The sequence below is a fragment of the Streptomyces sp. NPDC006335 genome, assembly GCF_040612795.1.
In the GTDB taxonomy this organism is placed as follows: Bacteria; Actinomycetota; Actinomycetes; order Streptomycetales; family Streptomycetaceae; genus Streptomyces.
In genome coordinates this window covers 980,830-995,545 of record NZ_JBEXQX010000002.1, presented here as the reverse complement: position 1 = coordinate 995,545, position 14,716 = coordinate 980,830, and the positions used below count along the sequence as shown (strand labels likewise).

Sequence of the window (14,716 nt, the reverse complement as noted above, 5' to 3'; positions counted from 1 at the left end):
ACCGCTTCGGCCCCTAGGATTCCCCCTATCACCTCACCGGTCTCATTTGACAGGAACCCCATGAGCGACACTTCCCCCTACGGCTTCGAGCTTGTGCGGCGTGGGTACGACCGCGCTCAGGTGGACGAACGGATCTCCAAGCTCGTCTCCGACCGTGACAGCGCTCTCTCCCGCATCACCGCCCTGGAGAAGCGCATCGAGGAGCTCCACCTCGAGACGCAGAACGCCCAGGCCCAGGTAAGCGACGCCGAGCCGTCGTACGCCGGTCTCGGCGCGCGTGTCGAGAAGATCCTCCGCCTCGCCGAGGAGGAGGCCAAGGATCTGCGCGAGGAGGCCCGTCGCGCGGCCGAGCAGCACCGCGAGCTCGCCGAGTCGGCGGCCCAGCAGGTCCGCAACGACGCAGAATCGTTCGCTGCGGAGCGCAAGGCCAAGGCGGAGGACGAGGGCGTCCGGATCGTCGAGAAGGCCAAGAGCGACGCGTCGCAGCTGCGTTCCGAGGCGCAGAAGGACGCGCAGTCCAAGCGTGAGGAGGCGGACGCCCTCTTCGAGGAGACCCGCGCCAAGGCCGCGCAGGCCGCCGCCGACTTCGAGACGAACCTCGCCAAGCGCCGGGAGCAGTCCGAGCGCGACCTGGCCTCGCGTCAGCAGAAGGCGGAGAAGCGTCTCGCGGAGATCGAGCACCGGGCGGAGCAGCTGCGCCTGGAGGCCGAGAAGCTGCGCACCGACGCCGAGCGCCGCGCCCGCCAGACGGTGGAGACCGCGCAGCGCCAGGCAGAGGACATCGTGGCCGACGCCAACGCCAAGGCCGACCGCATCCGTTCGGAATCCGAGCGCGAGCTGGCGGCTCTGACGAACCGTCGCGACTCGATCAACGCCCAGCTCACGAACGTGCGCGAGATGCTCGCCACGCTCACGGGCGCCGCGGTGGCCGCCGCCGGTTCCCCGGCCGACGACGAGCCGATCTCCCGTGGGGTTCCGGCCCAGCAGTCCCGGTAACACCGCCTGACGGCAGCAAGGGCCCGCACCTTCTCCCCCGACAGGTGCGGGCCTTCGGCGTACCCGGGGGCGTTCGGGTTTCTTACCGCATCCGTCGGTCTCCGTTTGCCCATAGGAGTGGCATCTGCTCCGGCGCGCACCTAGCGTGGTCCCCATGATCGAGCTAGCGGGCCTGACGAAGCGGTACGGCGAGAAGGTGGCGGTCAACAATCTGACCTTCACCGTCAGACCCGGCATCGTGACGGGCTTCCTCGGCCCCAACGGCGCCGGCAAGTCGACCACCATGCGCATGATGCTGGGCCTGGACCGGCCCACCGCCGGGGACGTCCGCATCGACGGCAAGCACTACGACCAGCTCAAGGACCCGCTCAAGTACATCGGCGCCCTGCTGGACGCCAAGGCGATGCACGGCGGGCGCAGCGCCTTCAACCACCTGCTGTGCCTCGCGCAGAGCAACGGCATCCCCAGGAAGCGGGTGGACGAGGTCCTCGACACGGTCGGTCTCACCGCCGTCGCGCGGAAGAAGGCCAAGGGCTTCTCGCTGGGCATGGGCCAACGGCTGGGCATCGCGGGCGCGTTGCTCGGCGACCCCCGGATCCTGATGTTCGACGAGCCGGTCAACGGGCTCGACCCCGAGGGCATCCACTGGATCCGCAACCTGATGAAGTCCCTTGCCGCGCAGGGCCGTACGGTCTTCGTCTCCTCCCACCTCATGAGCGAGATGGCGCTGACCGCCGACCACCTCGTCGTCATCGGCCAGGGGCGGCTGCTCGCCGACACCTCCATGGCGGACTTCATCGCGCAGAACTCGCGGTCGTACGTCCGCATCCGCACCCCGCAGCGCGAGCGGCTGCTCGACGTGCTGCACGCGGCCGGGGTCACCGTCGTGGAGACCGGCAACGGCACGCTGGAGGTGGACGGCAGCAAGTCCGAGTACATCGGCGAGCTGGCCGCCCAGCACCAGATCGTGCTGCACGAGCTGAGCCCGCAACAGGCCTCCCTGGAGGAGGCGTTCATGCAGCTGACCGCGGAGTCGGTCGAGTACCACGCCCACAGCGACGCGCCCGTCGACGTACCGGCCCAGCAGTGGGGCGACGACTGGAAGGGGAAGTGACCATGGCGGCGACCCAGGTCATCCGCTCCGAGTGGACCAAGATCCGTTCGGTGGCCTCCACGGTGTGGACGCTCTCCCTCGCCGTGGTCGTCACCATCGGGCTCGGCATCCTGATCTCGGCCCTGTCGAAGAGCGAGTTCGACAACATGAGCCGCGAGGACAAGCTCTCCTTCGACCCGACCTTCATCAGCTTCGCCGGGATGAGTCTCGGACAGCTCGCGATGATCGTGTTCGGGGTGCTCGTCGTGTCGAACGAGTACAGCACCGGCATGATCCGCACCTCACTGGCCGCGGTCCCGCAGCGCGCCACCTTCCTGGTCAGCAAGATCGCGGTGGCGACCGGGCTCTGCCTCGTCGTGGGCCTGGTCACCAGCTTCGTGACGTTCTTCCTCGGACAGGCGATGCTCGGCTCCCACCGGGCGGAGATCGGTGACCCGGGCGTGCTGCGCGCGGTCATCGGCGGCGGTGTCTACATGACCCTCATCGCGATGTTCTCGATGGGTGTCGCCGCGATGCTGCGCTCGCCGATGCTGTCGCTGGGCATCCTGATGCCGTTCTTCTTCCTGATCTCCAACATCCTCGGCAATGTCTCGGCGACGAAGAAGATCGGCCAGTTCCTGCCCGACCAGGCCGGCAGCAAGATCATGCAGGTGGTCACCCCGATCGACGACGACACTCCCTACGGCCCCTGGGGCGGGCTCGGGATCATGGCGCTGTGGGTGGCGGCCGCCCTGATCGGCGGGTATGTCCTGTTGAAGAAGCGGGACGCGTGACGCGAGGAGCCTTTGCTTTCATTTGAGCGGAACCGTCAGCGCCCCGATAAGCTCCTAACCCTTACGGGGGGCGTGTGCCCCGCTGTCCTGAACCTTGCGATGGGTGCGGAGCATGATCGAGGCAGTCGGCCTGACCAAGCGCTACGGCGACAAGACCGCTGTGTACAACCTTTCCTTCCAGGTGCGTCCCGGCACCGTCACCGGCTTCCTGGGCCCCAACGGCTCGGGCAAGTCGACGACCATGCGCATGATCCTGGGCCTCGACAATCCCACCTCGGGGCAGGTGACGATCGGCGGCTACCCGTACCGCAGGCTGCCCAACGCGGCCCGGCAGGTCGGCGCGCTGATCGACGCCAAGGCGGTGCACGGCGGGCGGTCGGCCCGTAACCACCTGCTGTGCCTGGCCCAGCTCTCCGGGATCCCGGCCCGCCGGGTGGACGAGGTGCTGGGCGTGGTCGGGCTCCAGGACGTGGCCAGGAAGCGCTCCAAGGGCTTCTCGCTCGGCATGGGCCAGCGGCTCGGCATCGCGGCCGCGCTGCTCGGCGACCCGCAGGTGCTGCTCTTCGACGAGCCGGTCAACGGGCTCGACCCCGAGGGCATCCTGTGGGTGCGCAACCTGATGAAGGCGCTGGCCGCGGAGGGCCGTACGGTCTTCGTCTCCTCGCACCTGATGAGCGAGATGGCGCTGACCGCGGACCATCTCATCGTCATCGGACGCGGGCAGCTCCTGGCCGACATGAGCATCCAGGACTTCATCGCGGCCAACTCCGCGGGCTTCGCGCGCGTGCGCACCCCGGACACCGAGCCGCAGCTCCGCGAGAAGCTGTCGGCCGCGATCACCGAGGCGGGCGGGCACGTCATGCCCGAGCAGGACGGCGCGCTGCGGGTGACGGGGCTGCCCCTCCCCCGCATCAGCGACATCGCGCACGACGCGGACGTACGCCTGTGGGAGCTGTCACCGCACCAGGCCTCGCTGGAGGAGGCGTACATGCGGATGACGCAGGGCGCGGTGGACTACCGCTCGACCGCCGACCAGAAGGCGGGCCTGATGCAGCCCCTCCCGCCGGGCGCGCAGCCCCCCATGCCGGTCCCCGGCCAGGGCCAGCCGGGCTGGTACGCCCCGCCGCCGCCCCAGCAGGGCGGGCAGCCGTTCGCGGTCCCCCAGGGACAGCCGCAGACGGGCCCGTACGGCGGTCCCGGCGCGGGCACGCCCAATCCGTACGCCCAGGCGGGCCCGGCGGCCCCCCAGGGCCTCCCCCAGCCGCCTGCGCAGGCCCCCGCCGCGGCTCCGGCGCCGCACGCATCCGCCCCCGCAACCCCGACCGAGCCCGAGGACGCCCGATGAGCACCCCGCAGCCTTCGATGCCGCAGGCCCAGGCCGCCGTACCGAACCGGCAGGCGGCGGGTGGGCCGTCGTACCCCGGCTACACCTCGCCGATCCCCGTCGTGCGCACCCATCTCGGGAACGCCATCGCGTCGGAGTGGACGAAGATCCGGTCGGTGCGGTCGACGATGTGGACGCTGGGCGTGTTCGTGCTGCTCGTCATCGGGATCGGGCTGGGGGCCGCCGCGCTGATCGCGGCCAACGCCTCGCCGGAGAGCATGCGGGACGAGAACCCGCTGTCGTTCGGCTTCTTCGGTGTGCTGCTCGGCAGCATGTGCGTCATCACGCTCGGCGTGCTGACCACGGCCTCGGAGTACGGCACCGGAATGATCCGTACGACGATGGTCGCCTGCCCCTCGCGCGGCCGGGTCCTCGCGGCGAAGGCGGTCGTGTTCTTCGCCGTCGCCTTCGTGACCACCCTCGTCTCGGTCCTCGTCGTCGCCCTCGCGGACGTGGCCCTGCTGGACGGGGCCCGCACGCCGACCGGCCAGGAGTGGCTGAAGGGCACCGTCGGCATCTCGCTCTACATCGCGCTGCTCGGTCTGCTCTCGCTGATCGTCGGCTCGATCATCCGGCACTCGGCGGGCGCGATCACCCTCATGATCGGTGTCCTGCTGGCCCCGCTGGTCATCGCGCTGTTCATGTTCTCGAAGTCCCTGGAGGGCCTGCGCGAGGCGCTGTTCGAGTACTCCATCCCGAGCCAGCTCAGCGTGTTCTACTCCAACCCGCTCTCCGAGTCCGGCCCTTCGGGCTGGGACCCGCTGTGGATCGTGCTCGGCGTGACGGCCGCCGTGTTCGCCGTCGCGTTCGCCCTGCTGGAGAAGCGGGACGTGTGATCCGCTAGAATCTCGGCGCGTTACGGGACCGCTGCACCCGCGTGGTGCGGCGGTCCCGCGCGTTCCAGCAGGCCTTGTGCCAGTGTCTGCGCTCGTCGACACCCGAGTGGTCCGGCCAGGCCACCACGTGCGGGACGCCGTCCGGGATCATCTGGTCGCAGCCCGGGCAGCGGTACGTCTTGCCCTGCGCGCTCGCCCCCGCCACATGCCGGACGTTCCAGTCCTCGCCCTGCCAGTGCGTCGAGGACTGGAAGCCGCCGTAACGGCCGGACCGGTCGTCGTCGGCACTCCGGCCGGCCGAGTCCGAGGAACCGGAACCCTTGGGCCGGTTGCGACGCGGGGACACAGGACACCTCACGGGGCTATACAGGGAGCAGGGACCGCGTCCAGCCTACGCGGGACGCGGCTGGGTAGGCGTAGGGCACCAACCCCCACAAGTCCCCCTCCGGGGCGGCGATTCTGCAGACAATCCGCAAATCTCTTCGCCAGGCCGTGTCCTCGGCACGTGTCAGGCGGTTATGCCGGGTGGGGGAGCTCCGTGTCGGAGCCAAGGAAGCAGGAAAAGCACATGCACGTTGGAAGTTTCGTGTTGGCGGCCCAGTTCCCGGGGCAGGGCCAGGGGGAGGCGCTGCACCGCGCGGTCCGCTCGGCCGAGGTCGCGGAGGAGGCCGGACTCGACGCGGTCTGGCTGGCAGAACACCACTTCGTGCCGTACGGCACCTGTCCGTCCGCGATCACGCTCGCCGCCTTACTGCTGGGCCGCACCCGCCGTATCCGTGTCGGCACCGCCGTGAGCGTGCTGCCCACGGTGCACCCCGTGGCCCTCGGGGAGCAGGCCGCGCTGCTGCACATGACGAGCGGCGGGCGCTTCTCGCTGGGCGTGGGGCGCGGCGGCCCCTGGGTCGACCTGGAGGTGTTCGGGTCGGGCCTCGAGGCGTACGAGAAGGGGTTCCCGGAATCACTCGATCTGCTGGTGCGCTGGCTGCGCGAACCGTCCGTCGGGGCGGACGGCGAGCGGTTCCGCTTCCGCGAAGTGCCGGTCGTCCCGCGGCCGTCGGAGGCGCTCACGGAGGTGGACGGTCCCGAGGTGATCGTCGCCTGCACCTCCCCGGCGAGTGTCCGGCTGGCGGCCGAGCGCGGGCTGCCGATGCTGCTCGGGATGCATGTCGGGGACGAGGAGAAGGCGGAGATGGTCGCACTGTGGCGCAGGCAGGCGCGCGCGGCGGGCCACGCGCCGGAGAAGGTCCTGGACGCGCCCCACGTGTCGGCCGGTGTCTGCCAGCTCGCGGACCGGCGTACGGACGCGGTGGAGGCTCTGGTGAAGGCGATGCCGGGCTGGCTCAGGCAGGGACTGGGCGCCCACATCACGGTCGACGGCCGCGCACGGCAGATGCGGGATCCGGTGGCCTACACCGAACTGCTCTGCGGACTGCACCCGGTGGGCACCCCGCGCCTCGCCGCCGACCGCCTCGCGGCGACCAGCGAACGGACGGGCGTCTCCCGCTTCGCCCTGCTCGTCGAGGGCTCGGGCGACCTGGCGGCCACCGAGGAGAACGTACGGCGGCTGGGTGCGGAGGTGCTGCCGCATCTGACCTGAATCGGAACAACCTGTCCGGCGGGAGCTTGCCGCCCCGGTACTGATGCACCTCCCGCGTACGGAGCGGCAAGCGAGCGGCGCCGCGTCAGCAGTCCCGGAACTCCGGAGACTGGTTCAGCAGCTGACTGCGCACCGAGGTGAAACGGGAAAGCGTCTCGTCGACAGAGGAGTCCAACGGGAACACCGCCACCCGGTGGCAGTTCTGGAAGGCCAGCCGCACACCGAAGTGCCGCTGAAGCGCGCCGCGTATCGCGTCACTCGCAAGCGCACGCAGCAGCTGACCGCGTGCCTGCTCGTCCGGCGGGGGCGTCTGGTTGTCGGCGAAGTTGCCGCCGTCGACCTTCAGCTGGGCCACCAGGGAGCTGATCATCTCCCATGCGTAGGGCAGGGAGGTCCGGACGCAGTCGACGAATTCGGCTTCGTCGACCTCGCCTCGCTCGGCCTTCTCGAGTAGGGCCGGTGAGACGTCGAGCGACATGGGTTCTCCTCTCGCACCCCTGAATCCTCAGAGGTTGCCGGACAGATGAGGGAGTTCGCGCTGCCGGACACGCTCAGTACACGCCTCGCGACCTCCCGTTTACTACGGTAGGCAACGGAAGGTGACGGCACCAGGAGAATGCGAACAAAGAGCACTCCCAACAGGCCCACAATCGGCCACAAGTGAACAGGGTTCCTTCACAGCCTTACGGGCCGAATCGCGTGGACATGCGCCCGTCGAGTAGCGTTGCCGACCATGCGTCTCGTCATTGCCCGGTGTTCCGTCGACTACGCGGGCCGGCTCACCGCCCACCTGCCCTCGGCCCCCCGTCTGATCCTGGTGAAGGCCGACGGCAGCGTCTCCATCCACGCCGACGACCGGGCCTACAAGCCCCTGAACTGGATGTCGCCGCCCTGCACGTTGAAGGAGGGGACCGGCGACGAGGAAGGCGTCTGGACCGTCATCAACAAGGCGGGCGAGAAGCTCATCATCACGATGGAGGAGATTCTCCACGACTCCTCGCACGAACTGGGCGTGGATCCGGGCCTGATCAAGGACGGCGTGGAAGCACACCTTCAGGAACTGCTCGCCGACCGCATCGAAACGCTCGGCGACGGCTACACCCTGATCCGCCGCGAGTACATGACGGCCATCGGCCCGGTCGACATCCTGTGCCGGGACGCCGAGGGCCAGACGGTCGCGGTGGAGATCAAGCGGCGCGGCGAGATCGACGGCGTCGAGCAACTCACGCGCTACCTGGACCTGTTGAACCGCGACCCCCATCTCGCCCCGGTCCGCGGCATCTTCGCCGCCCAGGAGATCAAGCCCCAGGCCCGCGTCCTGGCCACGGACCGCGGCATCGGCTGCGCCGTGCTGGACTACAACGCGCTGCGGGGCATCGAGGACGACAAGCTGCGGCTGTTCTGACGCCTTTTCTTCCACGACGACGAGGGCCGGGTCCGTGTGACGGACCCGGCCCCCTTGTGCGTGCGGTGTCCTAGATGACCGAGCCGCTCGGCGAGCTCACGGTGCTGCTCTCCGGGGCACTGGCGGAACTGGTCTCCACCGGGGCGGAGGAGGCGGGGCCGCTGGCCGAAGTGGAGTTGCTCGGGGTGGTGTCGGTCGGGGGCGGCGTGGGCGTCGGACTCGGCGTGCCCGTCGGCCCGGTCGGCGTCGAGGACGGAGTTCCGGAACCCGTCGGCGTCGACGGTGTCGACGGCTTAGACGTCGAGGGCCTGGGCGTCGTCGGCTTCGGAGAACTCGGCGTGCTCCCCGTCCCCTTCGTCCCGCTCGGATCGTCGGACGGAGTCGCCGTACCCGTGGGTGTCGGATCGTCCGAAGTCCCGTAGGTCCCGTCGGGCCCCGGGTCGGTCGGACGGGACGTCGCCGTACCCGTGTCGCCCTTGCCGTCGTCGTTGTTCGGGACGTCCGCGCCGAGGTTGCCGTCGTCGATGCCGACGCTGGCCGACGGGTTGACGCCGACCTGGTCGGAGGGGGCGTTCGGGTCGTTGTCGGAGGTGGCGCCCAGGGTCACGACCGTGCCGAGCACCGCGACCAGCAGCGCGCCCGCGCCGGCCGCGACGAGGTTGCGCTTGGCGAGGCCCTTGAGGCCGCCCCGGGCCTTGCGCGAGGGCGCGGGCGTGCCGGGCGAGCGGTTCACGACGATCGTCTGCGAGTCGGCCGGCGGCTGGAGCGGCGGGAAGGCCGCGGGGACTCCCCCGGGCGGTGAGGCGGACTCGTCGTAGCGGGCGTCGGGCACCTCCTCGCCCGCCGTGGCGCCGAGGCCGACGGCCAGGCCGGGCGCGCTGCCGTCCCGGTCGGAGACCAGGGTGAGGGCGCGGCGGCCCGCGACGGTGCCGCGCTTGTCGGCGAGGGCGCCGCGCAGGCCGATGGAGGCCTCCAGTTCGGCGCGGGCCCGGTCGAGCTGTCCGCCGCAGAGCGCGAGGATGCCGAGCTCGTGGTGGAAGTAGGCCTGTTCGGACACCTCACCGGCGAGCCGGGAGGCCTCGGAACCGGCCCGCAGCGAACGCTCCCAGGCGCCCCAGTGACCGCCGGCGGCGAACGCGGGGGCCGCAGTGCGGGCAAGCCGCACGGTGGCGGCCTCCTCGCCCTCGTCGGGCGCGGTGGTGGCCGGGACCAGGACGGCGAGGGCGGCGAGCAGGGCGTCGGCCTCCGCGCACACCCGCTCGGGGGTGACCGAGGGGTGGCCGGCCCACCAGCCGTAGTGCTGGGCTGCGGTGAGGGCGCGGCTCTCGGTGTCGTCGCCGTATCCGGCGGCTTCGAGCTGGGTGAGGACTCCGGCGGCGAGCCGGTAGCGGGAGCCGACCGGGGAGACCAGGCCGCAGTCCGCGAGCTCGCCGAGGGCGGCGTCCGCGTGGGTGTCGCCGATCAGTGCGGGCAGGTGCGCCTGGTGGGGCACCTCGCCGCCGAGCGCGACGGCGAACCGTAGGGTGGCGCGCGCCGACTCGCTCAGCCGGGAGGCGAGCAGCGGGGCGGGGGCGGCGGCCTCGCCGAGCGCGGGCAGCGGTATCTCCTCGCCCTCGTCGGAGGCGAACGGGGTGTCGATCGGGGCCGCGTCCGCGAAGACGCCGAACTCGTCGACGGCGTTCGCCCCGGCGCGCAGCCGGTCGCGCTGCCGGAGCAGGGCGCCGGCCTGGACGAAGCGCAGGGGCAGGCCCTCGGACTCGAACCAGAGGTCGCCCGCCCAGTTCGACTCCTCCTCCGTCAGCACCCGGCCGACGGAACGCTCCAGGAGCTCCACGCCGTCGGCTCGCTCCAGGCCGCTGAGGAAGACCTCCTCGATCGCGGAGTCGGCCGAGGGCGCGGGCACGTCGGGCGTCGCGCCGATCACGAAGGCGCACTCGGGGGTGGCGTCGAGCAGTTCGTCGAGGGCCGCGCCGCCGAACTCGATGTCGTCGAGGACGACGACCGCGCCGATCTCCCGGACGCAGGAGAGCAGCTCGTCCCGGTCGGGGCGGTGCAGGGGCGAGTCGAAGACGGCGTAGTAGAGGTCGTACAGCAGCTCGCTCGCCGTGCGGTTGAAGCCGGTGAGGCGGACCACGCCGTCGGGGGCGAGGTCCGAGCAGTCCTCGGCGACGACGTCGAGGAGGCTGGTGCGGCCGGAGCCGGCGGGGCCGGTCAGGCGTACCGAGCGGCCGCGGGCGAGCAGCCGTACCAGTCGCTCGCGCTCGTCCTGGCGGGCCAGCAGTGGCAGCGCGGTGCGGGTGGGTCCGGGCGGGACGGGCGGGCGGGCCGCACGGTCCACCTCGGCACGTTCCGCGGCGCCGAACTTCTGCGGCCGTCCGGGCCGCTCGCCGGGCGGGCAGGCCTCTATCTCGCTGCCGTCGACGGGGTTGACGGTGAGCAGGAAGTCGCCGGCGACGAGCTGCACGGTGCGGGCGAGCGCGGGCGAGTGCTGGCCGAAGTCGGATGTGAGGGAGTCCCTGGGAGGCCGCTGACGTGGCGAGCCGCCATCGTCGTCATGGCCGTACTCCTCGGGTCCCCGGTTGTTCGGGTCCATAGGTTCAAGCCCCCCAAAAGCGTCTCGTGTGCCGTCAGTGGCCCCTCCCGGCCTTGCAGCACACCGCGCTGTCGCTTCTGGTCCGGGCCCGCTGGAAGGGATGCAGACAGCGGGCGACCGAACCCTAAACCTTCGCACAGTATCTACGACAGCCCGGGGTACCGCGCCGTCCGAGACGTCACAGTCTCATGAGGATTGCGCGGGACATGCGTTTCACCACGGCGGCCCGCTCAGACGCGGGGCAGGGACTCCACGCCGATGCCGCCCTCGATCGCCAGGATCCGGTGCAGCCGGGTGGCGACCAGGAGGCGCTGCATCTGCGGCGGTACGTCGCGCAGCACGAGCCGGCGGCCGCAGCGGCCGGCCCTGCGGTGGGCCCCCATGATCACCCCGAGACCGGTGGCGTCCCAGGAATCCAGCTCGGACAGGTCGAGCACCAGGTCGCCGACTCCGTCGTCGACGGCCGAGTGCAGGACCGTACGGGCGTCCGCCGCGCTGCGGACGTCGAGGCGGCCCCCGACGACCAGCTCGGCGTGGTCGCCCCTGATGTACATATGCGCTCCCCGAGAGTGCGTTCAGTGCTCCACGAATCTGATGTCCAGTGATGACACCTCTGACTGCGCGGGGCGGTCGGAGGTTGCCGTCTGTAAGCGAACCGATACCGAATTCACCCCAGAGTGTGAAACCCGAGGGGCTTGTGCGGTTACGGCGGCGGAAAAAGCCGCCCGTGCCTGTAGAGGCTTCCGTGCCTGTAGAGGCTCAGTGCTTGTAGAAGCCTTGCCCGCTCTTGCGTCCGATGTCACCGGCGTCCACCATCCGGCGCATCAGCTCCGGCGGGGCGAACTTCTCGTCCTGGGACTCGGTGTAGATGTTGCTGGTGGCGTGCAGGAGGATGTCGACGCCGGTCAGGTCCGCCGTGGCGAGCGGGCCCATGGCGTGACCGAAGCCCAGCTTGCAGGCGAGGTCGATGTCCTCGGCGGTCGCCACGCCCGACTCGTAGAGCTTGGTCGCCTCGACGACGAGGGCGGAGATGAGACGGGTGGTCACGAACCCCGCCACGTCCCGGTTGACGACGATGCAGGTCTTGCCGACGGACTCGGCGAACTCCCGCGCGGTGGCGAGGGTTTGGTCGCTCGTCTTGTAGCCGCGGACCAGCTCGACGAGCTGCATCATCGGCACCGGCGAGAAGAAGTGCACGCCGACGACCCGCTCCGGGCGCTCGGTGGCCGCCGCGATCTTGGTGATCGGGATCGCGGAGGTGTTGGAGGCCAGTACGGCGTCCTCGCGGACGATCTTGTCCAACGTGCGGAAGATCTCGTGCTTGACTTCGAGCTTCTCGAAGACGGCCTCGACGACGATGTCGGCGTCGGCGGCCGCGTCCAGGTCGGTGGTCGCGGTGATCCGGGCGAGGGCCGCGTCGGCGTCGTGCGCCTCCAGCTTGCCCTTGCTCACGAACTTGTCGTACGAAGCCTTGATTCCGTCGGTGCCGCGCCTGAGCGCCTCGTCGGTGACGTCCCTCAGGACCACGTCCCAGCCCGCCTGGGCGGAGACCTGGGCGATACCGGAACCCATCAAGCCGGCGCCGATGACGGCAAGCTTCCGTGCCACTGTTGCGACTCCCCTTTGAAACGCCTTACGCCCTGTTTACGTTGCCTCTGCGGCGGACACTAGCGCTCGTGAAGGGCTGTGTGACCGGTTAGTAACGCGCGTCACGTCTCATCTGACGGACATCACACCGGTAGCTGTCACTAGTGGTCTCGTACGGCGTAGTTGAGCACCTTATCGCTCAACAACTCCTCCATGCGGTCGAGAAGCACGAGCGTCTCCCGTGACACTTCGTCCGGTTCGCGCCCCGCGACCATCTCGCGCCCGATGGAGCCCATGACCGTGTGGTGGAGCCAGTTGATCTGACCGGCGATCAGGGCGGGCAGCGGATCGCCGGGCTCGGCGCCGGTCTCCTCGCGCAGGGTCTCCTCCAGGTTCTCCTGGACCTCCTGCTGGATGCTCCACAGCCGGGAGCGGAGCGCGGGCGCGTCCTGGATGACCCGCATGAAGCGGTCGTAGCCCTTCAGCAGGCCGACCCGCGGCGAGACCGCCTCGACCTCGTCGCGCAGTTCCCGCAGGACGGCCGCGGCCGCCGACTCCCCCGCGTCACGTCCGCGCACCCAGCGCGAGAGCCGGTCGACGACGCCCTTGCTGCGGTCGAGGAAGAGGTCCTCCTTGGCCGGGAAGTAGTTGTAGACGGTGTTGACGGAGACGTCCGCGGCGTCGGCGATCTCGGCGACGGTCACCGCGTCGAACCCGCGCTCGATGAACAGGGCCGTGGCGACGTCCGAGATGTACTGCCGGGTCTGCCGTTTCTTCCGCTCCCTGAGCCCCTCTGCCATGTCCGCATCGTAGACGTTCCTGGGCGCGATTGATTTTTGGAGTCATTGCAAAATTTCAGGGACTCTGTTTTTCTGGGTGCCATGACAGCAGTCGTCAGCGCGGCCGGACTGGCCCGCACCTTCCAGACCAAGCACGGGCCCGTCGAGGCCGTCCGCGGCGTCGACCTCACCGTCCACAGAGGGGAGATCCTCGGCTTCCTCGGCCCGAACGGCGCCGGCAAGACCACCACGCTCCGGATGCTCACGACTCTCCTGGCCCCCACCGGCGGGACCGCCACCGTCGCCGGGCACGACCTCGCGACCGACGCCGCGGGGGTGCGGCGGGCGTGCGGGTACGTGGCCCAGTCGAGCGGGGTCGATCCGCAGATCTCCGTGCGGGAGGAACTGGTCACCCAGGGCCGCCTCTACCGCCTGGCCGGACCCCGGGCCGCCGCCCGCGCCGAGGAGCTGGCCCGCGACCTGGACCTCACCGAGCTGCTCGACCGCAGGTGCGGCACGCTCTCCGGCGGTCAGCGCCGCCGCCTCGACATCGCGATGGCGCTCACGCACCGGCCCGAGGTGCTGTTCCTCGACGAGCCGACGACGGGACTCGACCCCGGCAGCCGCGCCGACCTGTGGGAGCTGATCCGCCGGCTGCGCGCCGAGCACGGCACGACCGTCCTCCTGACCACCCACTACCTCGACGAGGCCGACGCCCTCTCGGACCGCCTCGTGATCGTCGACAAGGGCGTGGTGGCGGCCGAGGGCACGCCGAGCGCCCTGAAGCTGGAGTACGGCGGCTCGATCGACGCCCCGCTCCAGGACACGTTCCTCGCCGTCACCGGCCGCGGTCCCTCCCCGGCCGACGCCGCCCCCGTAGCCGTATAGGAAAGCCATGCTTCTTCACGACACCGCGCTCGTCTACGGCCGCTACCTGCGCCAGTCCCTGCGCTCCCGCTTCGCGCTGCTGTTCGGGGTCCTGATGCCGCTGCTGTACCTGGTGTTCTTCGGGCCGCTGCTCACCGGCCTCCCGCTCGGCGGGCGCGGCAGTTCCTGGCAGGTGCTGGTACCGGGACTGCTGCTGCAACTCGGGCTGTTCGGGGCGCTGTTCTCGGGCTTCATGATCATCCTGGAGAAGGGTCAGGGCATCCTGGATCGCATGCGGGTCACGCCGGTCAGCCGGCTCGCCCTGCTGCTGGGCAGGGTGCTGCGGGACGCCACGGTCTTCGTCTTCCAAGCGGTGCTGCTGGTGCTGGCCGCCGTGGCGATGGGGCTGAGGGCGCCGCTGGCCGGGATCCTGATCGGCTTCGGGTTCGTCGCCCTGCTGACCGTCTCGCTGGCCTCGCTGTCGTACGCGGTGGCGATGAAGGTCCGTACGCCCCAGGAGTTCGGGCCGCTGATCAACGCCGTCAGCATGCCGTCCATGCTGCTGTCCGGCCTGATGCTCCCGATGACCCTGGGACCGGCCTGGCTGGACGTCCTCTCGCACTTCATGCCGTTCCGCTACCTGGTCGACGCCATGCGGGACGCGTACGTCGGCTCGTACACGACGGACCACATGCTGTACGGCGTCCTGGTCGCCGTCGGCCTCGCGGTCCTGGCGGTGACGGTGGGCACACGCGTGTTCCGCACGGCCGGGGCGTAATTACGCT

General features: G+C 70.4%; 15 protein-coding genes. 9 read left to right on the top strand and 6 right to left on the bottom strand.

Features of this window, described 5'->3' with window-relative positions:
• Positions 1-60 precede the first annotated feature (60 nt).
• The 5 genes from ABZ098_RS10550 to ABZ098_RS10530 all read left to right on the top strand — a co-directional run bounded on the left by ABZ098_RS10550 (position 61) and on the right by ABZ098_RS10530 (position 5,103).
• Positions 61-996 (top strand): cellulose-binding protein, encoded by a 936-nt coding sequence (locus ABZ098_RS10550; RefSeq protein ID WP_280849270.1) that lies wholly within the window; start codon positions 61-63, stop codon positions 994-996.
• A gap of 154 nt (positions 997-1,150) precedes the next feature.
• Positions 1,151-2,110 carry an ABC transporter ATP-binding protein gene (locus tag ABZ098_RS10545; protein ID WP_356589213.1) on the top strand — a complete coding sequence of 320 codons (960 nt, stop codon included), beginning with the start codon at positions 1,151-1,153 and terminating at the stop codon, positions 2,108-2,110.
• 2 nt (positions 2,111-2,112) lie between these two features.
• Positions 2,113-2,883, top strand: coding sequence for an ABC transporter permease (locus tag ABZ098_RS10540; RefSeq protein WP_356589211.1), 771 nt, complete (start codon positions 2,113-2,115; stop codon positions 2,881-2,883).
• Positions 2,884-2,995: 112 nt separating this feature from the next.
• On the top strand, positions 2,996-4,228 hold the full coding sequence (locus ABZ098_RS10535) for an ATP-binding cassette domain-containing protein (protein ID WP_356589209.1): 1,233 nt from the start codon (positions 2,996-2,998) through the stop codon (positions 4,226-4,228).
• Positions 4,225-5,103, top strand: a complete 879-nt coding sequence (locus tag ABZ098_RS10530) for an ABC transporter permease subunit (protein ID WP_356589207.1) — start codon at positions 4,225-4,227, stop codon at positions 5,101-5,103. The genes ABZ098_RS10535 and ABZ098_RS10530 overlap by 4 nt, the downstream gene beginning before the upstream one ends.
• A 4-nt stretch (positions 5,104-5,107) precedes the next feature.
• On the opposite strand, the gene ABZ098_RS10525 is transcribed toward ABZ098_RS10530, so the two are convergent.
• Complete coding sequence (locus tag ABZ098_RS10525) at positions 5,108-5,449, bottom strand: ATP/GTP-binding protein (RefSeq protein WP_356589205.1); 342 nt, start codon at positions 5,447-5,449, stop codon at positions 5,108-5,110.
• 222 nt (positions 5,450-5,671) lie between these two features.
• Between ABZ098_RS10525 and ABZ098_RS10520 the strand changes: the two genes are divergently transcribed.
• Positions 5,672-6,700 (top strand): LLM class flavin-dependent oxidoreductase, encoded by a 1,029-nt coding sequence (locus ABZ098_RS10520; protein ID WP_356589203.1) that lies wholly within the window; start codon positions 5,672-5,674, stop codon positions 6,698-6,700.
• Positions 6,701-6,785: 85 nt separating this feature from the next.
• On the opposite strand, the gene ABZ098_RS10515 is transcribed toward ABZ098_RS10520, so the two are convergent.
• On the bottom strand, positions 6,786-7,178 hold the full coding sequence (locus ABZ098_RS10515) for an SCO5389 family protein (protein WP_123763098.1): 393 nt from the start codon (positions 7,176-7,178) through the stop codon (positions 6,786-6,788).
• A gap of 255 nt (positions 7,179-7,433) precedes the next feature.
• Here ABZ098_RS10515 and nucS point away from each other — a divergent pair, with 255 nt between their 5' ends.
• A complete protein-coding gene (nucS, locus tag ABZ098_RS10510; protein WP_356589201.1) occupies positions 7,434-8,105 on the top strand; it encodes an endonuclease NucS in 672 nt (223 codons plus the stop codon).
• 70 nt (positions 8,106-8,175) lie between these two features.
• Here the strand turns inward: nucS and ABZ098_RS10505 are convergent, their stop codons facing one another.
• The 4 genes from ABZ098_RS10505 to ABZ098_RS10490 all read right to left on the bottom strand — a co-directional run bounded on the left by ABZ098_RS10505 (position 8,176) and on the right by ABZ098_RS10490 (position 13,085).
• Positions 8,176-10,698, bottom strand: coding sequence for an ATP-binding protein (locus tag ABZ098_RS10505; RefSeq protein ID WP_356589199.1), 2,523 nt, complete (start codon positions 10,696-10,698; stop codon positions 8,176-8,178).
• A gap of 230 nt (positions 10,699-10,928) precedes the next feature.
• The gene (locus tag ABZ098_RS10500; RefSeq protein WP_031040714.1) at positions 10,929-11,252 is read right to left on the bottom strand and encodes an STAS domain-containing protein; all 324 of its coding nucleotides are present in this window, start codon (positions 11,250-11,252) and stop codon (positions 10,929-10,931) included.
• A 205-nt stretch (positions 11,253-11,457) separates the two neighbouring features.
• Positions 11,458-12,306 (bottom strand): 3-hydroxyacyl-CoA dehydrogenase family protein, encoded by an 849-nt coding sequence (locus ABZ098_RS10495; RefSeq protein WP_356589197.1) that lies wholly within the window; start codon positions 12,304-12,306, stop codon positions 11,458-11,460.
• A 140-nt stretch (positions 12,307-12,446) separates the two neighbouring features.
• Positions 12,447-13,085: a TetR/AcrR family transcriptional regulator gene (locus tag ABZ098_RS10490; protein WP_356589195.1), complete on the bottom strand. Its 639-nt coding sequence runs from the start codon at positions 13,083-13,085 to the stop codon at positions 12,447-12,449.
• A gap of 81 nt (positions 13,086-13,166) precedes the next feature.
• Between ABZ098_RS10490 and ABZ098_RS10485 the strand changes: the two genes are divergently transcribed.
• Both ABZ098_RS10485 and ABZ098_RS10480 read left to right on the top strand, forming a co-directional pair.
• Positions 13,167-13,952: an ATP-binding cassette domain-containing protein gene (locus tag ABZ098_RS10485; RefSeq protein ID WP_356589193.1), complete on the top strand. Its 786-nt coding sequence runs from the start codon at positions 13,167-13,169 to the stop codon at positions 13,950-13,952.
• A 7-nt stretch (positions 13,953-13,959) separates the two neighbouring features.
• Complete coding sequence (locus ABZ098_RS10480; RefSeq protein ID WP_356589191.1) at positions 13,960-14,709, top strand: ABC transporter permease; 750 nt, start codon at positions 13,960-13,962, stop codon at positions 14,707-14,709.
• Positions 14,710-14,716 lie beyond the last annotated feature (7 nt).